A 21,261-nucleotide genomic window follows, 5' to 3' on the forward strand; every position below is an offset into this window, starting at 1 on the left:
GTGTAATTCACTTCTCCGCAGTCACGATCAGCAAGGGAAGCGGAGCTTTAGCTCAACTGTTAGTCTATGTGCCGCGCAGAAGAAAATTCAGGCTGCACTACAGGAACAGATAACCAAGAAAGTAGCGAGCCTCTAGCCAGTTTCATCGATGATGGGAACGCTTGAGCGTCGCCGACGGCGTAATTCCAAAGCGACCAGCACAAATATAAATGATGCAAGCGCCACCCCGGCCAAGTTTGCCAGAAATATTGCTAGCTCATTTATGTTCCCCCAAGGCCGGAGAATTCCGTACCAGACCTGAAGAAGCACGAGTGCTATGGGAGCCAAAGCAAACAATGTCGAGAAAGCACAAGCAGCAATTTCTATCGAAATACTAGTCGCATCGGCACCAGTGCGACTGACCAGGGTCCATGTAGACGTGGAAGGCATCTCCCTGAAGGCGACGAGTTTGCGAAGAGGCCCAACCATTGCAAAGCTCAAGAACACAACCACCGCGCCAAATACAGAAGCAAAAAGCTGCAAATCAGCGCTTAAACCAAAAACTGTCACTTTTGGCGCATTGGCGAGGCGTTCAGAAAGCCACTTGTCAATTTCCTCGAACTGCTTCGCTCTTCCTTCAGGCGTGAACCTAGGAGCCAGTAACTCCCGCTTTTGGGCTCTCCAAAGAACACGATCATCGTGTCCAAAATTACTCGTGCCTGGCATGGGAAGGACGTTCGGGGATTGAACATTGCGCAATAGATCTATTGTGCCTGCGATGGGCAATGTAATTGGCGTGGGCCGCGAATCAGGTTGGCGCATCATTGCCAGAGTGTACTGAGCTATCGGCACAGGAAGCAGGTGCGAACCAGAAATACAGCCTTTGGAATTTGTATCCAAGGCTACGAAGTAAGGAACTAAAAGCTGCTCCGCAGTAGGCAGTTGGGCGACATCGATCGAGTAGAGCAAAAGCAGATGTCCAATTTCTTCCCCCGGTAACCGAGCATCCAAGATTACATCGGGGCACTCGTTTCGATATTTTACGTTCGGCATTCCTTCTACATGGGTCCTTTTCCATTCCGGCAAACAAGCCGAGTGGCGATCGGTAAGAAGCACTGAGGACTGTGCAGAATTTGCAGCGCCAACACATGGCATGGAAAATCTGCCGACTTTCCCCTGTTCTGTAGCGACACGGGACATCATGCTTTCGAGGCCCGCCCAAATCTTGAGATGCGGGATTGTCTGCTCTTCGTCAGAAACCTGTATCAGCTTTGGGAATGCCAATATCAAAACTAACAGAGCAATGAGGCAGCTGCTTGTCGTTGTGCGCAGCGATGAAATAGCATCCTCAAGTGACTTTGCATCGTCAGCTGGATTGGTCATCGCCATCTATTCCACGGCGTTCCGCCTGCTCTCATCCAGCCCGCATAGATCGCGTCCATGCGTTTTGGCGAATCAGGATGCGACTCACTTCCGACTAAATCGAACATAAGTCTTGTGGCCCGCAAGGCATCATCAGGACTGGCGCGGAGCCTTGCCAAAGCAAAGCCAGATACAAAGTCGGCACCTAGTTCCCTTTCCCAAGGATGGCTATTAGCGCTCCGCCACGATGTATCACCATTAGCGTGATGTCCGACTTCGTGGGCAATCACACTGAGAGAGGCATAAGGCCCGCCTTGATAGTCGAGTGCATTGAGAAAGTCAGGATTATACCCAATAACAAAGTGTGTTCTAGTACCCTGCTGGTCTCTGAAAGCCATTGCATTTCCCACAGGGATTCGCACAACATCCAGAGGAAGCTCTAAATTAATAGCTTGCCGAACTCTTTGAACTTCACTCATTGCTCTTGGCGAGGGTGGACTAAACATCGAGTGCTGGAAAGGCGGCACGCCTCCTCCAAAAACACAGATTGCACTAATCTGTGCAGAAGATGGTCGCGAAGTAGTGATTGCTCCGGCACCCGCAGCAACTGCGGCAATGACTTGCATGAAACCACGCCGCGAGAGACGCCGATCGGGATGGAAACAAAGGTTGCACATCTACAATTCTTCCGGGAAATATTTATACTATCACCATCAACGCATATTTATCAATAAGCGACTTTGTTTGAGTTAGCTCGGACCGAGTGTGCGTCACATTGCGGGGGAGGAATGGTTCTGTGGAGAGTCGCGACAAGTTGGAACCGTCGTCGTCTATTTCGGCGCCAGGCTGAAGGAATCGAAGAACCGACGGGTTGCCGGCGCGGTCTGGACGCCGGCCTTCCCCACCACGATGAGCTGGTAGAGCGTGTCGCCCGCATAGATGGCGCGGGTCGCCAGGATCCAACCGTCCTCCTCGTGCACATAGTCGCGCGCCGGGGCGCCGGAGACGGTGAGCGAGCGATCCGACAGGAGATGGCCCGGCCGGCCATCGCGGCTGTTCAGCAGCATCTGCGACGGCGACAGATCGGCCGGCATCTTCCGGTAAGGCGTGTGCGAGAAGAAGTACTCGGTGGCGCCCAGGGTGACGCTGCGTTCGATCTGGTCGACGACTTCGCCGGTGCCGTTGACCGTGACTTCCTGGACCGATTCCTCGGGCGCTCCCGGCATCTCGACCTTGAAGCCGTTCTCCTTCACCTGGACCCATTGCTGCGCCATCGCGGACGTCGCAACGCCCACGACAAACGCCAGACCCGTCAGCGCGGCGCAAACCGCCCGCGCGAAGCCCAACGACGCCATTCCATCCCCCGCTCTCCCCAGAGCTGAAGACCAGTTTCACACGATCATGCCCGTCCGCGCAAAAAAGCCCTGCTTTTCAGTGGAAAATCCGCTGTCCGTCTTCAGGGGTGCGGACTTCAGGGCGCGGCGTTGAGGAGTTTCACGGCTTCGCCCATCTTGCCGACGTAGAGCGTGCAGGTGCGCAGTTCGTAGAGCGCCATGAGCGTGCCCTTCCCTGTTGTGTTGGCGAACTCTATTCGACAGGCTCACGGAATGGATGTCGAACTGAACCGTGATGCGAAACATATCGTCGGCGACTGGCTCGCCGGCCTGAACGCGGCCCTCCAGGCACACGACGCCGAACGGGTCGGCGCCCTGTTCCGCCCCGATGGCGACTGGCGCGACATCATCGCGCTCACCGGCACGATCGAGACCGTGAGCGATCGCGCCGAGATCGCGCAACGTCTGATCGAGGCCGTCGCAACGAGCGGCGCGCACGGCTTCGCCATCGACCCGGAACGCTATCCGCCGCGTGACGTCGAGCGCGCGGGCGAAGCCTGCGTCGAGGCGATCGTGACCTTCGAGACCAAGATCGGCACCGGCGCCGGCATCCTGCGGTTGAAGCGCAGCGACTGCCGCGTCGGCGACGCGCAGGCCTGGACTCTGCTGACGTCGCTCGAGACGCTGCGCGGCTACGAGGAAGAGACGACCATCGAGAGCACCGAGGAGTCGGCCTTCGAACGCGATTTCCACGGCCCCAACTGGCTCGACCGCCGGCGCGAATCCTCACGCTACGCCGATCGCGATCCGGCGGTGCTGATCGTCGGCGGCGGCCATGCCGGCATCACCGCGGCGGCGCGACTCAAGGCGCTAGGCGTCGAGGCTCTCGTCGTCGATCGCATGACGCGCATCGGCGACAACTGGCGCAAGCGCTATCACGGGCTGAAGCTGCACAACCAGAAGCACTCGAACCACTTCCCGTACCTGCCCTTTCCGAAGACCTGGCCGAAGTACATTCCCAAGGACAAGATCGCGAACTGGCTCGAATCGTACGTCGAGACCATGGAGATCGATTTCTGGACCGGCACCAGCTTCGGGGGCGCGACCTGGAATGCGGCCGAGAAGCGCTGGACGGCCGAGCTCGACATCGATGTGGCCGACGGCGTCCATCGCACGCTCCATCCGCGCCACATCATCATGGCGACCAGCGTCAGCGGCACGCCGAACATTCCCGAGATCCCGACCCTGGAGAACTTCAAGGGCACGGTCGTCCATTCGAGCAAGTTCGCCAGCGGTGCGGAGTGGAAGGGACGCGACGTCTATGTCTTCGGTACGGGCACCAGCGCGCACGACATCGCGCAGGACCTTCACGGCAACGGCGCCCACGTCACCATCGTGCAGCGCAGCCCGACCCTCATCGTCAACGTCGAGCCGGGTGCCCAGCTCTACGACGGCATCTACTACGGCAAGGGCCCGACGCTCGAGGACCGCGACCTGATCAATGTCTCGGTGCCGCTCAGGGTCATGAAGCAGGCGCACAAGATCCTCACCGACCAGGCACGCGCGCACGACGCGCCACTGCTCGAGGCGCTGGAACGTGTCGGCTTCCGTCTCGAATTCGGCGAGGACGGCACGGGCTGGCCGCTCAAGTATCGCGGCCGCGGCGGCGGCTACTACTTCAACGTGGGCGCGTCGGATCTGATCGCGAAGGGCGAGATCGGCCTGATCCAGTACGCCGACATCGCCTCCTTCACCCCGACCGGCTTCACGATGAAGGACGGCAATGAACGGCCCGCCGACCTGATCGTGCTGGCGACCGGCTACAAGGGCCAGGACCACCTGGTGGCCCAGCTCTTTGGGGCCGACATCGCCCGCAAGGTCGGGCCGGTCTGGGGCTTCGACGACCGTACTCAGGAGCTGCGCAACATGTGGCTCCCCACCGCCCAACAGGGGCTGTGGTTCCAGGGCGGTTCCTTCGCCCAGTGTCGCATGTACTCGAAATACCTGGCTTTGCAGATCAAGGCAGCAGAGGTCGGCCTGCACTGACGGCGGCAGGCGGGTACCGGCGAACTTAGAGCCGGAACCCGGTCTAGGGGGTCCCGTTGCATGCTCAGCCGGTGCCTGAAGGGGCCGGCCATGCCCCTCCACCACCGGATTCAAGGAGCCGCGAGTCATGCCGACCGCACAAGTGCGGATCAGCGCAGAGGAGCAACGTCTTCTCAGGGCGCTTTCCGTCGGCCAAACCGTGAAGCTGCCCTCGGCGCACCGGCTGCGCCTCGAATTGCTGGGTCTCCTGCATGACGGCCCCAATGGCCCGCGCTTGACTCCATTGGGCCGACGCCACGCGGAATCCGCCGTCACCGACGAGGAAACCAAAGCCCGAAACTCCGACACGGACGCGGCGGTCAAACGCGACCGCTTGGGCCGGCGGATGCCGCACGGCCGTGCGCTCCCTTTCTGAGTTTATGTCATGCCAATGAGACCTGCCCCCTCATCTGCGTTCGTTAGGGAACAGACCGACAAACGCGCACCTGCGTACAGTCATGCTCTTCCCAAGGCCGATCAACAGGCTGCTCGTAAGAGTCACCGCGGTGTCCCGGCGAACGAGGAAACAAACGCAGTGACGTCTGTCTTCGAGCCGAAGAACCTTTTCCTGTCCGCTCTGCCCGCCGCCGAACAAACCCGGTTGCGGCCCTTTCTCGCCTTCCATCGCTTGCCCCAGGGTCTGGTCCTGCAGGAGCCGGAGCAGCGGATCGAGCACGTCTACTTCGTCGAAAGCGGCATGATCTCGCTGGTCGCGATGATGCAGGACGGCGCTGCCATCGAAACGGCGACGCTCGGTCGGGAAGCCATCCTGGGATCGCTCTCGGCCCTCGGCAATCATCGCGCCGGGACGCGTGCGATCATCCAGATCGACGCCACCGCATGGCGGATGACGGTCGCGGATTTCCGCACCGCCGTCGGGCAAAGCCCGGTGCTGCGCAAGATGGCGCTGCTCAGCAGCGAACTCACGCTGGCCCAGATGCAGCAGACCGCGGCCTGCAACGCCCTGCATACGGCGGACAGGCGGCTGTGTCGGTGGATCGTCCAGGTGCGCGACCGCATCGACGACGATGTCATCCGCCTCACTCACGATTTCCTGGCGCAGATGCTCGCCGTCAGGCGGCCGACGGTCAGCCTGATCGCCTATGGTCTCCAGCAGGCGGGCCTGATCCGCTACCAGCGCGGCAAGATCACGATCGTGGATCGCGCCGGCCTCGAGCGCGGCGCCTGCGAATGCGTGGGCGCATTGCGAGAGAAGACGAACCGGATCATCGCCGAGCTACCCTGACTGAACCTGACCGGTACGACGCGCCGCGCTATCAGCGATCGCGGTTGGTGAACCGCGCATTGCCCAGTCCCGTCCCGATGGTCAGGACACCCCAGCGACCGACATCCTGCATGTGAGGGACTTCGCTCAGTCCCTGCACGACGGCATCGTTGTGGAGCACGATCGCGGGCTCGTGGCCCTCGATCCTCGGCAGACGGCCGGCCAGCGCCGACAGGAGGTTGAAGCCGTCTTCCTGCCAGTTGCCGGGCAGGTTCTGTCCGCCATTGAGGATCGTCCCATGCTCGTCGATCAGGCCGGGGCAACCGATTCCCATGAAGGGCGCGAGCTTGAGCTTCTCGGCGACGGCACGCTCCATCAGGCTGCCGGTCATCTCCGCCAGCCGCGTGATGGCCTCGTCACGTGACGGCTCGTCGTCGCGATGGCGCCAATGCTGGAGTTTCCAGACGGCCGCCTTCGACACATCGCCCTTCTTCATCCTGAGCTCGACGATTCCCACCCGCAGGTTGGTGCCGCCGATATCGGCGGCGATGATCGCGTCATGACCGGCCAGCACCCAGCTCGGAGCGAGCTGCACGGCGCCGATCAGACCCGCTTCATCGGGATGGTTGCCGATCGGGCGCAGCTCGATGGCAATGCTTTCGCCGGCAAGCAGGACCTGCGCGCGGCCCATTGCGAGCTGGCCGAGATGGCTCGAACTCAAGCCACCGCCGATCACGATGCGCTCGGTGCCGCGCCAATCCTCGAGACGCAGGAAGCGACGCACCACGGTGGCGAGCTCGTGAGCGAACTCTTCAATGGCGGTGTGGACCAGTCCCGCCGCCACCGTGTCGGTGCCGGCAAGCACCTTGTCGAGCTTCGATTTCGAGATCTGATTGGTCGGCGTGTCGCCGAACGGATCCTCATCCAGCGACGAGGAGACGCGCTCGCGCCAGTCGTCGAGGATCGCACGAAAGGCTCGGCCGCTGGCGCGATCGCCAACGAACCCTTCTTCGTCCCTCAGTTCCTCGTTGTAGGTATCGACCGTTACGGCCGGCAAGGTTCGGGCGCCATGGCCGAGCACGGCGGGCGGCGGCTCCGTCGCCACGGGCGAGATATTCACCGTCTGCCCGACGACGTCGTCTTGAGGGCCGATGCCATCCACTATTTCCTCCCTCGCGGCGACCGGTCAGGACGCACAGGACACAAGAGCCGCACCAGGAGTGAAACGGATGGCAAGCTCGGGGGTTGCCCGCAACGTCATGCCTGCGACGGCGTTGCAGCCTCATGTCCCGTCCTTCCTCGACAGCACGACTGATGCGCGATCATGGGCTAAAGCACGGGACGCCGGCGATGCTTGTGCTTCGCCGGCAGCGATCCGGAAAGTCCTTCCGCTTCATTAATGCCGACGGGAAGACCATCAAGGATCCCGATACGATCGCCCGCCTCAAATCGCTGGCGATGCCACCGGCCTATGAAAACGTCCGTTACGCCGCGCATCGCGCGCTGCATCTCCAGGCAATCGGCGAGGATGCCGCCGGCAGACTTCAGTATCGCTACCATCCCGACTGGCTTCAGGTGAGGGAGGGACTGAAGGCGCAGAGGCTCCAGAACATCGCAAAGACGCTGCCCCTGATCACGAAAGCCGTCCGGCGATTCCTGCGGACGGAAACCGCCGATGCAAGCCAGGCTGCCGCGGCCGCCGTGGTCTATCTCGTGTCGAAGACGGCCCTGCGGGCCGGCAGCGATTCCTATGCGCGCGAGCGGGGAACGCGCGGCGCGACGACGTTGCTGAAGTCGAACATCCAGATCGACGGTGTCGTCGTACGGCTACATTTCCGGGGCAAGGGCGCGAAGATGGTCGCGCGCGAAGTGCGCGACCGTGTCCTCGCGAACACCTGCCAGGACCTGATGGGCCTGCCGGGTCGCCGCCTCTTCCAATATCGCGGCGCCGACGGCGCCATCCATGCGGTGCGTGCGGCCGACGTGAATGCGTTCCTGCGCGAGGTCTCCGGCGTCCGCGTCTCCCTCAAGGATTTTCGCACCCTCGTCGCTTCGGCGGGCGTGATGAAAGCGCTATCGGCAGCGCCGCCCGCGGAGACGAAGCGCGCGCGCAAGGCGTTGCTGCGCGACGCCATCGCCGCCGCGGCCGAGACCCTGACCAACACGCCGACTGTTTGCCGCAAGAGCTACGTGCACGATGCGGTTATCGCCGCATTCGAGGACGGAGGATTGCCGCCCGAAATCGGCCGCACCCTCGAAGGCACCGCGCAGGCGCTCGCCCGGGTGGTCGCCCGCCATCGCTGAGGCGGCCGGAACAACGACCCTTCCGTCACGTTGCCTTTTCAACCACAGGAGGCCGTCATGGATGACACGACCGCCACACCCGGCACGCTCGAGAAGTTTCACCTCGGCATCAGTGCCGACGGGGACAATTGCCTGCTGATGTTCATCGACGATCGCGAGCGCGCGATCAGCTGTGTCGCCAACTTCGAAGACTTCAACGCCTTCATCGCCTCTCTCATGCGGACAGCGGCCGAGATGTCGCGCCGCCGCAACGGGCTGAACGACGCCGTCCGCTCGAGCCCGGGCCCCGAGATCACCGTGACGTCGGCCGCCTTTCACATGCAGGACGAATGCATGATGGGATCGCTGATGGGCGATGGTGGCGAAGTGGTGGGCCTGCGCCTGCACCCCAGCATCGTCAACGAGATGACGCGCGCCATGCTGCTCGCAACGCCGCCCGCCAGCGCTTGCTAGAAGGCGGCCCTAGATCGGGCCGCCGCCGCGGAACAGGCTCTTGATCCGGCGCATGGTGGCTTCGCGATCAGCCGCCTTGCGCGCGCGATTCTCGAGCCATCTCTGGCCAACCGGGAAGGCGAACTTCATTGCCAGGCCATAGGCCACGGCAAAGGTGAACGAGCTGCCCAGAATCTTGGGCATCGACACTTCGAGACCGCTGGCACAGATCGAGTAGACGAACGCCAGGGCCGTTCCCTGCCGCACCATCCATGGGACGTCGAACGAGAAGAAGAAGCGGATCACGAGGGCCACGATCAGGCCGACCAGAAAGACGCCGGCGAGCATGCCCGGGAAGCCCAGATCGACGTAGTTCTCAGCCATGTAACCGACGCTGATCGAGGTGCCGCCGCGCATGTTCTCCATCACGTCGGCCTTGGTCAGGCGGATGAACACCTCGGTGTCCGATAGGGCCTGCTTGTCGGGGAACAGGAAGCGCGGCTGGAAGACGTGGGCGAGCGCATCGCCCCATTGACGCATCTTCGGCTGCTCGGCGCTGGCGAGGTCGACGTTGATGACCAGGCCGGTGATGTCGACATAGGCCAGCCGCTCCAGGAGGGCCTTCGAGGCCAGGCTCCAGTCGATGTCGGCGGCGCCGACGATGCGGCCCATCATGTATCCCGCTCGGTCTCCCAGGGACGTCTGGAAGGCCTGCGATTCGGAGCCGCCCGTGGCGATGTCGCGATACTCGACCTTCACCGACGTCCAGAAGAGCGCGAGCGCCACGAGGGCGAAGGTCGCCAGGGTGGCATACCCGGTCGTGCGGGCCGTCCACTTGATCTGCGCCGCCAGCGCCGCGGTCCCAAGGAACACGAAGACGCCGCGGAAGTCGCCCAGCAGGCCGGTCATGCCCGACAGGATCTCGATCCCGAGCACGGCGAACAGGAAGGTCCAGCCTCGGGACACCGACATGACCGACGTGAACAGCAGGAACGCCGCCATGATCTTGAAACGAGCGATGGCGTCGAAGAACTGGAACAGCGCACCGCCGAAGGTGAGGCCGGCGAACTGGGTGACCAAGTTCGAGCCGAGGTAGATCAGGAAGACGTCGACGGGACGCCAGTAGAGATGCGCCGACCAGTCCTCTTCGGTCGGCGGCTGGATACCGCCCAGCACCACCTTGCAGGCTGCCGCCAGGGTGACGGTGCTGGCGAGCATGTACCAGTAGGCATCCGCCACCCAGGGTCCGTAGATGCTGTGCGCCATCGGCTCGCCGTCGACCAGGGCGAGGAAGGCGCGCGCGAAGACCTGCAACCACTGCGACAGGAGATAGTAGGCGATCGCGGCCGGCATGGTCGGCGTGCCCACCAGGCGCAGGATGAGCCAGGGCGTGAAGGCGCCGACGCCGAGCGCCAGCGGATCGGGCGAGGTCGGCGAGATGAAGACGAAGAACAGCCCGAAGCCGAACGCGCCCTTGCGCAGCATCGAGTAGTCGAGGCGCGGAGCGATCCGGATCGGAGAAACGAGGGTCGAAGCCATGTCTAAGCGGTTCTGCGCCTTCGAGTGCCGGAGGGGAAATTAGACCATTGATCGCATCGAGACAGCAGAAATACGAATTCTGCCTGCGCCATGCCCTTACAGGGGCCGGCCGGGCACCGCCAGTCCCGCGATACTGTACGCAATGCCGCAGTCGCTGGATCGGTCAGCCGGTCCACAGCTTCGGGCAAAGAAAAAGGCGGCCCGTGAGGGCCGCCTCTTCCTTGTCTCGGGTCGTCCAGCTTACTGGATGACGATCTCGACGCGGCGGTTCTGCGGCTCGCGGACGTTCGGGCCGGTCTGCACCAGCAGACCCTGCTCGCCACGGCCAACCACCGCGATCGCCGTCGCCGGCACGCCTTCACGCACCAGCGCATCCTTGACCGCGTTCGCGCGACGCAGCGACAGCGCCATGTTGTAGGCCTCGGTGCCCGAGGTGTCCGTGTGGCCGGTCGCCGTCACGCGGGCATTGCCCTTCGCCTTGAAGGCGGCGGCAGCCTGCTTGATCGTGTTCAGAGCCTGGGCCGACAGGTTCGAGCGATCCCAGTCGAAGAACACCATGAACGACGGCGGGGCAACCATCGGAGCCGGCGGCGGCGGAGCAGCCGGCGACGAGCCGAACTTGAACTGCAGGCCCAGCATCACGCTGAAGTTGTTGTTCGTCCAACCCACGCCGTTCACGGTCGGGTTCGACGTGCCGTAGTAACGGCCGTCCAGGTTCACGCGGAAGTTCGTGTCGGCGTTCCAGCCGAGACCGATGATGCCCTGATAGGCGAACACCGTGCTCGACAGCGACGAGTTGCCATCGACCAGGCCCAGACCGGCGCCGGCGCCGATGTACGGGGTGATGACCGAACCCGGCATGAAGTCATACAGCAGGTTCGCCATGATGCCGAGCTGACCGACCTGGTTGTTCACCGCGGTGCCCGGGACGCCGACGTTCGTCGGGTTCCAGCGATAGATGCCTTCCAACTCAACGCGCGGACCGACAAAGTCGTAGCCGATCACGCCGCCGGCCATCCAGCCGAGCTGCGGGGTCACGCTCACCGTCGGGAACGCCGGGATGTTCGTGTTCGCCGTGAAGTTCGTCAGCCAGTTGATGCCGCCTTCGGCACCAATGTACAGACCCGGCTGCGGCGACTGCGCCTGCGCGGCCAGCGGCAGCGCTACGATGGCGGCGGCCGCCAGAAGAGCCTTCTTCATCAGATATCTCCCTTACCTTACACAGCCCCGTCGCCATGGCGGGTGGGGCAAAAATTCGTCGCGATAACGGGGTGAATGTACCCGAGCGCTTCCGGCCTTGCCACAAAGTAAGGCACTCCCGACTCTTTGTTGCCGCCACTGTGGCACCCCAGCCACAGTGAGGCGTTTCGAACGCAAACCCACTATAGTTTCTTGATAAAACTATATTGAAAACTGCACACATGCCGCGCTCTAGAGGGTGTCTTTGGCACCGCGGCGTAGCTCGTTCATGAGGCTGGAAGAGTGTGAGGACGACCGTTGCATCCCTCATCGCGACGTCGCAGGATCGGTCCGTGAGGGCGGGAAGACGGATGAAGTTCGTTTCAGTGGTTTTCGTGTTGGTTGCATTTGCGGGAGTCGCCGCGGCCCAACAGCGGAGCCCGGAGGGCTTTCGGGCCTGCAATCTGACGGGCCGGGAGATCGAGGTCGCGAAGGCACTGGAGGCCGGCGCGAGCGACGGCACCGGCCGCGTCGTCATCTCGGAGGGCTGGTACAAGCTTCCGCCCAATGCCTGCACCTTCCTGTGGAGCGGCCCCCTGCAATACGACCGGTATCTGGTCTATGCGCAGGACAAGGTGTCGGGACGTGAATGGACAGGGACCGTTCCGGTCTGCGTCAGTCCGCAAGCGTTCACGATCCGCGCCAGCACCTGTGGTAGCCAGTACCAGCGTCGCCTGTTCAACGCGGTCAATGTCGGGCGCCAGAACGGCTGGACCCATAACTTCACGCCATGAAGGCGTTCCTTCTCGACCATATCGGTCTGTCGCGCCCGCGCCATTTCGAACGGACCATCGCCTTCCTGGTCGCCTGCCTGCTTGCGATCGTCGTCGGCGCGGTGGCGTTGCGACTGACGATGAAGGACGAGTTCCATTTCGACTCGCCGCGCTTCTGGTACTTCACCTACCTCGCCGTCCTGCTCCTCCTCGCGATCGCTTGCACCCGCCTGCCGAAGGTGACGATGGTGCTGCTGTCGCTGGCGACCCTGGAGATCGGCCTCGGCTTCGGCACGGCCCTTCTCTACAAAATGCGCCTCGCCTCTTCCGATACGCTGTTCGCGCGCGATTACGTCAGGCCGCACTACGACTGGCATCCCCTCCTGCAGGTCCGCCAGGTCCCGTCGGCCGTCGCCCGCAGCACCCGCGAAGTGGCCTACGTCAATTCGGAGCGACGCCGGGGTCGCGAGCGCGATCCGAACGAGCTGAGAGCCAAGACTGTGATCGCACTGATCGGCGGTTCGACGACGCTGGATATCCTCTCGCGCGAGGGCGAGACGTGGGCCGAGCAGTTGGAACGCTTGCTGGGCCCCGACCGGTTTGCCGTCATCAACCATGGCGTCAGCGGCTACACGACGTCGGAGCACGTCATCCAGACGGCTTTCTATCAGGACAGTTTCGGCGTGCCCGCGAACTGCGCCGTCTACTACATCGGCTGGAACGACCTCCGGAACGCCCACGTCCGCGATCTCGATCCCGCCTATGCCAGGAACCATTTGCCGGGACAGATCGATGCGCTCGACGCGCGTCGGATCAACGGACCGGCGATATCGGTGTCCCCGATCCTCTCCTTCCTGGCGAAGCTTGCGATCCTGGCCTTTGACACCGTGCGGCCGCCCGAAACGATCCGCGGCGACTCAGGGCACGGCCCCGATCCAGCCCTCGAGAAGATCTACGCCCGCAATGTTGCGACCATTTCCGCCATCAACCGTGGACGAGGCATCCGGACGGTCTGGATCGGGCAGCTCATGAACAAGGCCAGCCTGAAGGACGATCAGATGGAAGGGTGGCTGCCCTTCGTGAAGGATTCCGAAATCCCCGCCATGATCGCCTGGCTGAACGGAATCGTTAAGCGCGAGGCGGAACGGCTGGGCGACACCTACATCGACGTGCCGACGGACGCGTTGCAGCCCGAGGATTTCGGCGACGTCGGACATTTCCGGGCCAGCGGTTCGCGCAAATTCGCCGAACTCATCGCACCGGAAGTAGGCCGAGCCTGCGGGGCCGCCGCTCCCTCCCGCTAAGGCTGCGGCCGCAATATCGACCGGGTGATCTGCCGCTACACACACGGCGTAGACAATCGCCTTGGCCGCGGGAATCTCGGCGACAGAATGCTTGTTAACAGAATTTGCAGATTGGTCGCAAAATTGCCTTACCTTAGTCAGCGACCCGTAAGCACAAGTAGCTTAAGTTCGATACCGTGCTGAAACTCAATGTCCTTCACCTGATTGTCGCCGTAACCGCTGGCGCATCCATTTTCGTGTTGCTGCGCGAGGCGCGAGGCCGCTCTCTGCCGCCCGGTCAGCTGTTTGCCGCCCTCCCCTTCGCGCTCGGCACGGCCATGCTCCTGCTGGCGATGCAGGCCCCTGAAATCCGCCAGCCACGCCTCTGGGTGGCAGGACTGGCCATCGGTATTGCGATCGGTGTGGCACGTGGCGTCTTCCTGCCGCTTCAGCTCGATCGCATGTACACACGCCTGCGCCTTCCCAAGGGCCGTGACGGGCTTTGGGCGGCCTGCCTGCTCGCCTTCTTCGTGATCGTGGCCTTCGGCGCGTCATTGGCCGGCTTGCATGATCCCATGCTCGAGGTTGGCGCCACCAGCGCAGTCGCCGCCTGTGCCGGCTATCTCGGCGGACGCGCCGCCGCGGTTTGGCGGCGCTCGCTGACGGCGCCGCACCACACGTTGCATCACACTTCGCCTTAAGGGAACGACCGCGGGGACGGACCGTTGAGAGGTCCCTTCCAAACGGAGTCTTTCCCAATGCGCACCCTTCTCGTCACGGCCGCCCTTGCCGCGGCCGCCGCTCTCGCCACGCCGGCCATCGTCCTGGCCCAGGGCGCGCCGCAGACCGTCCAGCTCATGAAGGTCGACGTTCTCAAGATCTCGACCGGTTATCGCGCCAGCAAGGTGATCGGCTCCTCGGTCGTCAACGAGGCCGGCGACACGGTCGGCAAGGTCGACGAAATCATCGTCGGCCCCGACGGCAAGGCTCCCTTCGTCGTCCTGTCGGTCGGCGGCTTCCTCGGTGTCGGCAACAAGCTGATCGCGCTGCCCTATGAGCAGATGAAGACCGACGGCAAGAAGATCGTCCTGCCGGGCGCCACGAAGGATTCGCTGAAGGCCCTGCCCGAGTTCAAGTACCAGTCGTAACGATGGGCGCGCTCGCGGAAGAAATCGCGCACCCGACGTTCCTCTCCTTCCCGGTCATCGCAGCGCGGCTCCTGTTCGCCGCGCTGCTCGGTGCATTGATCGGGTTCGAGCGCGAATGGCGGGCCCGGCCGGCAGGCCTGCGCACCCACATCCTGATCTGCGTCGCTGCCGCGACGTTCGGCATCCTCACGGTGGAGATCTCCCATTCCACCGCCTTCACCGGACGGGAGATGACGGTCGACCCGGTCCGTGCCGTCGAGGCGGTGACAGCGGGCGTGGCCTTCCTGGCCGCGGGCTCGATCCTGTTCACACGAGGCGAAGTTCAGGGTCTGACCACCGGTGCCGGCATGTGGCTTGCCGGGGCGGTCGGACTCTCCTGCGGCTTCGGTCTCTGGCAGATCGCCGGGCTGGGCACGTTCCTGATCCTGGTCGTCATGGGATTGTTGCACACATTCGAGGTGCAGCTCGGTCTGGCGGCCGACAAGAAGGAGCATGGCGGCAAGGAAGCCCGCGCAAAGAAGCATGCAGGAAAGGACGACTCCGGCGACCGGTGCTAAGCTCGGCCGCCCATGAGTCGGTACACTTTCCTCTCCCTCCTGTTTGTCGTGACGGCGGCTTTGCCCGCCACGGCGCAGACCTCGCGACCGGTGCCTGAACTCGGGACGGCTCCGGTCCCGCGCCAGCTTCCGACCTTGCCGACACCGGGTCAGCCACCGGCCGCCAGCGACGAGGTCAAGGATCCAAAGACCGGCTGCGGCGTGGTCATGATGAATGCCGAACCCAATCTCAGCATCAGTTGGTCGGGCGCCTGCGACTTCGATCTCGCGCAAGGCAAGGGCGTGCTTCAGTGGTTCAAGGGTGGTGTTCCGACCGATCGCTACGAAGGCGAGATGAAGGACGGCCTCTACGAGGGCCAAGGCAAGCTGAGCTACGCCAACAAGGCCCGCTACGAAGGCGAGTTCAAGGCCGGCGAACGCGACGGCAAGGGGACCTACATCTTCCCCAGCGGCGCCAAGCTGATGGTCGAGTTCCGGGAAGGCCGCCCGCAGGGGCATGGCATGTACATCTGGCCGAACGGCAATCGCTACATCGGCGACTTCCGCGACAACCAGCGCACCGGCCGTGGCACGATCCTGTTCGCCGACGGCGGCCGCTACGAGGGCGAGTTCGTGAACGGCAAGATGCAGGGCCGCGGCGTGCGCGTCTGGGCCAACGGCTCGCGTTACGAGGGCGAATGGTCGAACGACCAGGCCAGCGGTTGGGGCACCAAATCAGGCGGCCCCGACGGTCAGGTCTTCACCGGCACCTGGGTCAACGGCTGCTTCCGCGAAAACCAGCGCTGGGCAACTGTGGGCGCCACGGCGTCGTCCTGCGGCTTCCAGTGAGCGCGTCATGTCGGCCAGCCCTGACCTCATCATGATCCAGTTCCTCGAATGGGTGGCGGCGCGACCGCGTCGCCGCGAGGACGTGCTCGACGCCTGGCAGAGTTCGTGCCCGCGTTTTCCCGTCTGGGAGGACGCACGCGCCGATGGGCTCGTTTGCCAGAGCGGCGGGGCGGCGGGCGAACATCGCGTCGAGCTGACCGAGCGCGGCCGGGCGAAGCTCGGGCGCGCCTAGCTTCCACACATCGGACGACAACGCCTATAGTGCCGACATGACGCTGCAACGCGCCGCACTATGGGCCGTCGTTATCGCCGCGACGATCTTCCTGCTCGTCGCCGGGCGCGGCCTCCTGCTGCCGTTCGTCCTGGGCATCGCGCTTTGGTACATGGTCGACTCTCTGGCCGACACCTTCACGATGCCGCGCCTCGGCAAGCTGCGCCTGCCGCAGCCGCTGGCGTTGGCGCTCGCAGTGTTGGTGATCGGCGGCCTGTTCTGGATCGTCGGCCGCACGATCGGACGCAACGTGCAGGCCGTCGTCGCGGCCGTGCCCAACTATGAAGCCCGTCTCACCCATCTGATCGAACAGGCCACGCAGATGGCCGGCATCGAGCAGGCGCCGACCCTGTCGGAGCTGGTGGCCCGCATCAGCCTCGCCGACACGCTGGGCAGCGTCGCGACCGCCGCCGCCTCGGTGGTGAGCGTCGCCGGCCTCATCCTGATCTACACGCTGTTCCTCTTCGTCGAGCAGGTGCACTTCAAGCGAAAGCTGGGTGCCATCTTCCACGGCGACGGACAGGAGGCGCGGGTGCTCTCCGTGCTCGACCGTATCGATCGCGAGATCCGGGTCTACATCCGCATCAAGACCACGCTCGCGACGGTCACCTCGGCGCTCGCCTATGTCCTGATGTCCTCGGTCGGAGTCGACTTCGCGGGCTTCTGGGCGGTGATGGTGTTCTTCTTCTATTACATCCCCACCGTGGGCTCGATCCTGGCGATCATCGCGCCAGCCCTTCTCACCCTGATCCAGTTCGACAACCTCACGCCCTTCCTGATCGTGCTGCTGGTGTTCGGCTCGATCCAGGTCGTGACGGCCAATGTCATCGAGCCGGCGATCATGGGCCGCTCGCTCAACCTCTCGCCGCTGGTGGTGATCGTCTCCCTGATCGTGTGGGGCACGATCTGGGGCGTCGTCGGCATGTTCCTCTGCGTGCCCATCATGGTGGTGGCGCTGATCGTGCTGGCCCAGTTCGAGACGACGCGGCCGGTCGCCGTGCTATTATCCGCCGACGGTCGCATCCCGGAGTCGACGCCATGAGGCGATTGATCCCACTCCTTCTCCTGCTGGCCGCGGCGCCGGCCGCCGCGCAGGCCCCGTCGTCGGACCAGCCTCCCCCCGGCGGTCCCGCGCCGATGCCGGCGCCACAGGGCGACGTCCTCTACTCCTGTCCCGGTGGCATGGACTTCGCGTCGACCTTTTCACGCGACGGCGAACTCGTGACCCTGCGTATGCCGGGCCAACCCGACATCGAACTGTCGCGCCAGAACTCGGGGACCGGCTTCGCCTATTCGGATTCCTACTACGAACTGCGAGGGCGCGGCCGCGAAGCGACGCTGACCGCGGCAGGGCGCTCGATGCGCTGTCACGCCGCCGGCCGCCCCGGCGAGCCGCCGCGCACCTTCGCGGGTGGCGGCATCACGATCACACTGTTCCCGGACGGCACCTTCCGGCTGCGCGAGAAGCGTGACGGCTCGACCGAGCCCACGCTCGATCTGGGCCAGTGGGCGCAGGAAGTCGAGGGCGGCGTGCGGCTGGTCCTGCGCGGCGGCGACAACAGCCGCCGGGCCTTCCGCGAGATCGGCGCCGGCAAACTGGTCGCCGACGACGGCACCGAACTCCTGCGCACGGAAAAGGCCGATCCGATCGACGGCAAGTTCAAGATCACCGGCATGTATCGCGACGCACAGGATGGCGGTCTGTTCGCCGCCTGCCTGGTCGGCCGCACCTATGGCGTGGCGCCTGGTGGTGGCGAGCCGGATCTGGAAAAAGCCTGGGTGGAAGCGACGCCGTCGCGCGACGCGAGCCTCTATGTCGAGATCATCGGCGGCTTCGACAACAACAACTCCGTCACCGTCGATCGCTTCCTCACCCTGAAGCGCAACGGCGCCTGTCCGTCCCTGGCATCGCGAGGTTCGGCGCTGCGCGACACGGAATGGCGTCTGGTCGAACTCGACGGCGAGCCCGTCTCGTTCGACGACTGGCGACGGCGGCCGTTCATTCGCCTCGACGACGCCGGTAAGTTCACCGCGGCGACCGGCTGCAACACGACGGGCGGCGACTATGTGCTCGATCCCGATGGCCTGCGTTTCACGTCCGGGCCGACGACGCTGATGGCCTGCCCGCCGGCCGAAACGGCGGTCGAGAAACGTTTCATCGCGGCGCTGGGTGCAGTCCGTACGGCGCAGATCGCCGGCACGACCCTCGATCTCAACGACGAGACCGGCAAGCGACGCCTGCGTCTCGAAGCGCGCGGCCGCTAGGGAACCGCGTCCGGATCGGCACGCAGCGTCAGGTTCTTATCGTCGAAGGTGATGCGCAGGAACGGAATTTCCGGAAGCGCGGCACTGCCCTGGGCCTGGCCGTCGAATTCGCGATCGACCTCCCCGAACAGGCGGATGTAGAGCTTCCATTCGATCATGGTCGAATCGATCGGCACGCGCACCGTGTCGTTCCAGTCGAGTGCTCGGATGCCGCTGCGCACGACACCGTCGATCGGGCGGTCGCGTACCAGCGTGGCCTCGAACCGGCCGATCGTCGCGGTACGCGCGGCCTTCGTCACCGGCTTGGCGACGACGGAGATGCAGATCTGGCCCGGTGCATCCTCGCGCACGAAGTCGACGCCGCCGCCGTTCATCGTCTCGTCGGGGATGTCGTCGAGCCAGCCCAGGCGCTCCACGATGACGACCCGCCTCTTGTCGTTATCGAAGCGCCAGCCGGGCGGTGGATCGAAACAACGCCGGACCGTACGCGATTCGCCGACAGGTGCGCGCGCGAGGATCTCCGGCGACACCAGCGTGTTGGATTCCGGCGTCGTCGTCCGCACCTTCTGGTCGAACGCGAACGAGCCCGGCTTCTCCGGCAGCGAAGCGAACAGAAGCTGGAACACCTGGGTTCGCGATGCGTGACGCAGGAAAAGCGATCCGGACGCCAGCCTGGTGCGCGTCATGTCCGTCGCGAATGCGCTGCGCGGCACGCTGAAACGCAGACGCTCGGGCGTCACGCTGGCCTCGCCGCGCCACGTGCCCATCGTCAGCACCGGCGGCGTCGGGCCAGTCGTCAGGCGCAGGCCCACGATGTCGATCTCGACCATCGGATCTTCCAAAGCGGGCGCAACGAAGCTGGGAGCGAACCGTGGCACCGTGGCGTTCGGCGTCTCGCCTTCGGCTGGCGTGGCGCTCGCGCCGACACGCAACGCACCTTCGGAGGGCGGAGCGACCGGCGCTTCCGGCGCCAGCGTGAGTTCGCCCGTCGAGCGGCGCGGCGGCGCCAGGATGCTCGGCGTGTAGGACAGGATGACCGGAGAGAGATCGAGGGACGCCAGCCGCTCAATATCGGCCGGGATGCCGCTCACCGCCTGAGCGACGGCGACGCCGCGACCGGTCGCACCGGGACGATCGAGGGCCGCGTGCATTGCCATGTTCACGGCTTCCAGCCTGGCGAACATCTCGCGCCGCGCGGCCGGCAGGCGGTCGAAAGGCTGTTCCCGTTCGGATTCGTAGCGTGCGGCCAGAGCATCCAGGAGCAGGCTGGCGACACGGAATGACGACAATAGTTCGAGCCGTGCCATGCCGTCGGCGCGCGCCTGCAGATCCGCGCGTTCAGCGCGCAGATTTACGAGCTTCTCCGCGATCGTCGGCGCGTGCAGCGCATCGCGATCCTGATGCAGAAGGCCGAACGCCAGTGCCGCACCCGCAATCAACACGACCGCGACGATCGCCAGCGTGCGGCCCCAGAGGGATTCCTTGGGTTCGGTCGGACCAGCCGTCATGCGGCGCGTTCTAGCACGACCGCCGGGCGAAGCACGGCGGCGGATTGTCTAAATCAGTACGAGAAGAGTACCGGAATAGGCGATGTCAGGATGAGATCGCGCGTGACACCGCCGAAGATCATCTGGCGAAGCCGGCTCTGCGTGTAGGCGCCCTTCACGATCAGGTCGGCGCCCAGTGCCTGGGCACGATCGACGATCGTCTGGCCGGCCGTCTTCGCGCCCGGCTTGACGTGCTGGCCCGTCACGTTGAGCCCGTGGCTCTTCAGCGACTCGGCGATCTCCATGGCCGTGGGACCGGGCACCATCGCGCCTTCGACGCTCAGCACCTCGATCGTCTCGGCGCCGCTCAGCACCGGCATGGCAAGCGAGATCGCGCGCGCGCTCTCGGTCGAACCGTTCCACGCAAACAGGATGCGCTTGCCGACCATGCCGGTGAAAGCCGGCGGAACGACGAGGACCGGTCGGCCCGAATCGAACAGCGCGGTCTCGAACACGCTCTCCGGCATCTTCGGCAAGGCGCCGGGCTGCGGCAGGACGATGAGATCGTACGCGCGCCCGATGGTGCCGATCGCGGTCGGGCCGCTGTCGTCGGCGGAGCGCCATTCCGAAGCAAGGCCGGTGGCCCGCTCGTCGAAAGCCTGCTTGACTGCCGCGACCCTCTGGCGCTCTTCAGCATCCTCGGCGAGGCCGCCGCCGATCGGCGCGCCCATGCCGGCATCGGCCCAAGCCATGCTCATGACGCCATAGGAAGGTGGCTCGAGGCCGATGAGGCGGGCGCCGAAGGTCCGCGCGATCTTGGCAGCCAGTTCGAATGCGGACGGATCTTCCGACGTCCAGGCCATTGTCAGAATGGACTTCATGGCGTGCCCTCCCTGTTTGACCGACGATAACACGGCGCCCGCGACGGTGCGCGCCATGATGGACTTGATACAATTCTCACATTGAATCGGTGCATCAGTCCAATAGCTTGGGCGGGATTTTTCAAGAAGTCATTCAAGATGGGCCGGCGATCGGCCCCCAGGTATTTTTCCTTTTGGAGCCATGCATGCTGTCGATTCTTCGCCGCCTGCTGACGGACGACAAGGCTGCCACCGCGATCGAATACGCGTTGATCGCTTCCCTGATCGCAGTCGCCGCGATCACCGCCATCAGCACGGTCAACGGAAAGAGCCTCTAGGGCATCAGCCCG

Annotated in this window: 22 protein-coding genes; 15 read left to right on the forward strand and 7 right to left on the reverse strand. The window is 64.2% G+C overall.

Annotated elements, in window-relative coordinates:
- Window positions 1–132: 132 nt before the first annotated feature.
- Both AC1RP5_RS17490 and AC1RP5_RS17495 read right to left on the reverse strand, forming a co-directional pair.
- Window positions 133–1,362: a hypothetical protein gene (locus AC1RP5_RS17490; RefSeq protein ID WP_493112583.1), complete on the reverse strand. Its 1,230-nt coding sequence runs from the start codon at window positions 1,360–1,362 to the stop codon at window positions 133–135.
- Window positions 1,363–2,171: 809 nt separating this feature from the next.
- Entirely contained in the window at window positions 2,172–2,696 is a 525-nt protein-coding gene (locus AC1RP5_RS17495; protein WP_493112584.1) for a hypothetical protein, read from the reverse strand.
- 252 nt (window positions 2,697–2,948) lie between these two features.
- Between AC1RP5_RS17495 and AC1RP5_RS17500 the strand changes: the two genes are divergently transcribed.
- The 3 genes from AC1RP5_RS17500 to AC1RP5_RS17510 all read left to right on the forward strand — a co-directional run bounded on the left by AC1RP5_RS17500 (window position 2,949) and on the right by AC1RP5_RS17510 (window position 6,006).
- On the forward strand, window positions 2,949–4,721 hold the full coding sequence (locus AC1RP5_RS17500; protein WP_493112587.1) for a flavin-containing monooxygenase: 1,773 nt from the start codon (window positions 2,949–2,951) through the stop codon (window positions 4,719–4,721).
- 127 nt (window positions 4,722–4,848) lie between these two features.
- The gene (locus AC1RP5_RS17505; protein WP_493112589.1) at window positions 4,849–5,136 is read left to right on the forward strand and encodes a hypothetical protein; all 288 of its coding nucleotides are present in this window, start codon (window positions 4,849–4,851) and stop codon (window positions 5,134–5,136) included.
- Between the two features lie 159 nt (window positions 5,137–5,295).
- Window positions 5,296–6,006 carry a Crp/Fnr family transcriptional regulator gene (locus AC1RP5_RS17510; protein ID WP_493112591.1) on the forward strand — a complete coding sequence of 237 codons (711 nt, stop codon included), beginning with the start codon at window positions 5,296–5,298 and terminating at the stop codon, window positions 6,004–6,006.
- Between the two features lie 31 nt (window positions 6,007–6,037).
- Here AC1RP5_RS17510 and AC1RP5_RS17515 read toward each other — a convergent pair whose 3' ends face one another.
- Complete coding sequence (locus tag AC1RP5_RS17515) at window positions 6,038–7,147, reverse strand: ROK family protein (RefSeq protein ID WP_493112593.1); 1,110 nt, start codon at window positions 7,145–7,147, stop codon at window positions 6,038–6,040.
- Between the two features lie 188 nt (window positions 7,148–7,335).
- On the opposite strand from AC1RP5_RS17515, the gene AC1RP5_RS17520 reads away from it, so the two are divergent.
- Both AC1RP5_RS17520 and AC1RP5_RS17525 read left to right on the forward strand, forming a co-directional pair.
- A complete protein-coding gene (locus AC1RP5_RS17520; protein WP_493112595.1) occupies window positions 7,336–8,289 on the forward strand; it encodes a DNA topoisomerase IB in 954 nt (317 codons plus the stop codon).
- A gap of 57 nt (window positions 8,290–8,346) precedes the next feature.
- Entirely contained in the window at window positions 8,347–8,742 is a 396-nt protein-coding gene (locus AC1RP5_RS17525) for a hypothetical protein (protein WP_493112597.1), read from the forward strand.
- A 9-nt stretch (window positions 8,743–8,751) separates the two neighbouring features.
- Here the strand turns inward: AC1RP5_RS17525 and AC1RP5_RS17530 are convergent, their stop codons facing one another.
- Together AC1RP5_RS17530 and AC1RP5_RS17535 are read right to left on the reverse strand one after the other, a co-directional pair.
- On the reverse strand, window positions 8,752–10,260 hold the full coding sequence (locus tag AC1RP5_RS17530) for a hypothetical protein (RefSeq protein WP_493112598.1): 1,509 nt from the start codon (window positions 10,258–10,260) through the stop codon (window positions 8,752–8,754).
- A 240-nt stretch (window positions 10,261–10,500) separates the two neighbouring features.
- Window positions 10,501–11,460 (reverse strand): OmpA family protein, encoded by a 960-nt coding sequence (locus AC1RP5_RS17535; protein WP_493112600.1) that lies wholly within the window; start codon window positions 11,458–11,460, stop codon window positions 10,501–10,503.
- A 350-nt stretch (window positions 11,461–11,810) separates the two neighbouring features.
- Between AC1RP5_RS17535 and AC1RP5_RS17540 the strand changes: the two genes are divergently transcribed.
- The 9 genes from AC1RP5_RS17540 (at window position 11,811) to AC1RP5_RS17580 (ending at window position 18,564) form a co-directional block, all read left to right on the forward strand.
- Window positions 11,811–12,233 (forward strand): DUF1036 domain-containing protein, encoded by a 423-nt coding sequence (locus tag AC1RP5_RS17540; RefSeq protein WP_493112602.1) that lies wholly within the window; start codon window positions 11,811–11,813, stop codon window positions 12,231–12,233.
- Window positions 12,230–13,516, forward strand: coding sequence for an SGNH/GDSL hydrolase family protein (locus tag AC1RP5_RS17545; RefSeq protein WP_493112604.1), 1,287 nt, complete (start codon window positions 12,230–12,232; stop codon window positions 13,514–13,516). The genes AC1RP5_RS17540 and AC1RP5_RS17545 overlap by 4 nt, the downstream gene beginning before the upstream one ends.
- A gap of 176 nt (window positions 13,517–13,692) precedes the next feature.
- On the forward strand, window positions 13,693–14,196 hold the full coding sequence (locus tag AC1RP5_RS17550; protein WP_493112606.1) for a hypothetical protein: 504 nt from the start codon (window positions 13,693–13,695) through the stop codon (window positions 14,194–14,196).
- 57 nt (window positions 14,197–14,253) lie between these two features.
- Window positions 14,254–14,643, forward strand: coding sequence for a PRC-barrel domain-containing protein (locus AC1RP5_RS17555; RefSeq protein WP_493112607.1), 390 nt, complete (start codon window positions 14,254–14,256; stop codon window positions 14,641–14,643).
- A gap of 2 nt (window positions 14,644–14,645) precedes the next feature.
- Window positions 14,646–15,200: an MgtC/SapB family protein gene (locus AC1RP5_RS17560; protein WP_493112609.1), complete on the forward strand. Its 555-nt coding sequence runs from the start codon at window positions 14,646–14,648 to the stop codon at window positions 15,198–15,200.
- 12 nt (window positions 15,201–15,212) lie between these two features.
- Window positions 15,213–16,028: an MORN repeat-containing protein gene (locus AC1RP5_RS17565; protein WP_493112611.1), complete on the forward strand. Its 816-nt coding sequence runs from the start codon at window positions 15,213–15,215 to the stop codon at window positions 16,026–16,028.
- 7 nt (window positions 16,029–16,035) lie between these two features.
- On the forward strand, window positions 16,036–16,260 hold the full coding sequence (locus tag AC1RP5_RS17570) for a hypothetical protein (RefSeq protein WP_493112613.1): 225 nt from the start codon (window positions 16,036–16,038) through the stop codon (window positions 16,258–16,260).
- Window positions 16,261–16,297: 37 nt separating this feature from the next.
- A complete protein-coding gene (locus AC1RP5_RS17575; RefSeq protein ID WP_493112614.1) occupies window positions 16,298–17,341 on the forward strand; it encodes an AI-2E family transporter in 1,044 nt (347 codons plus the stop codon).
- Window positions 17,338–18,564, forward strand: a complete 1,227-nt coding sequence (locus AC1RP5_RS17580) for an META domain-containing protein (protein WP_493112616.1) — start codon at window positions 17,338–17,340, stop codon at window positions 18,562–18,564. The genes AC1RP5_RS17575 and AC1RP5_RS17580 overlap by 4 nt, the downstream gene beginning before the upstream one ends.
- On the opposite strand, the gene AC1RP5_RS17585 is transcribed toward AC1RP5_RS17580, so the two are convergent.
- Entirely contained in the window at window positions 18,561–20,072 is a 1,512-nt protein-coding gene (locus tag AC1RP5_RS17585; RefSeq protein WP_493112618.1) for a hypothetical protein, read from the reverse strand. The genes AC1RP5_RS17580 and AC1RP5_RS17585 overlap by 4 nt on opposite strands.
- Before the next feature lie 53 nt (window positions 20,073–20,125).
- A complete protein-coding gene (locus AC1RP5_RS17590; RefSeq protein WP_493112619.1) occupies window positions 20,126–20,932 on the reverse strand; it encodes a universal stress protein in 807 nt (268 codons plus the stop codon).
- A 185-nt stretch (window positions 20,933–21,117) separates the two neighbouring features.
- Between AC1RP5_RS17590 and AC1RP5_RS17595 the strand changes: the two genes are divergently transcribed.
- Window positions 21,118–21,249: a Flp family type IVb pilin gene (locus AC1RP5_RS17595; RefSeq protein ID WP_493112621.1), complete on the forward strand. Its 132-nt coding sequence runs from the start codon at window positions 21,118–21,120 to the stop codon at window positions 21,247–21,249.
- The last annotated feature ends 12 nt before the right edge of the window (window positions 21,250–21,261 follow it).

Source organism: Reyranella sp. GW821-FHT12G01, from assembly GCF_058806575.1.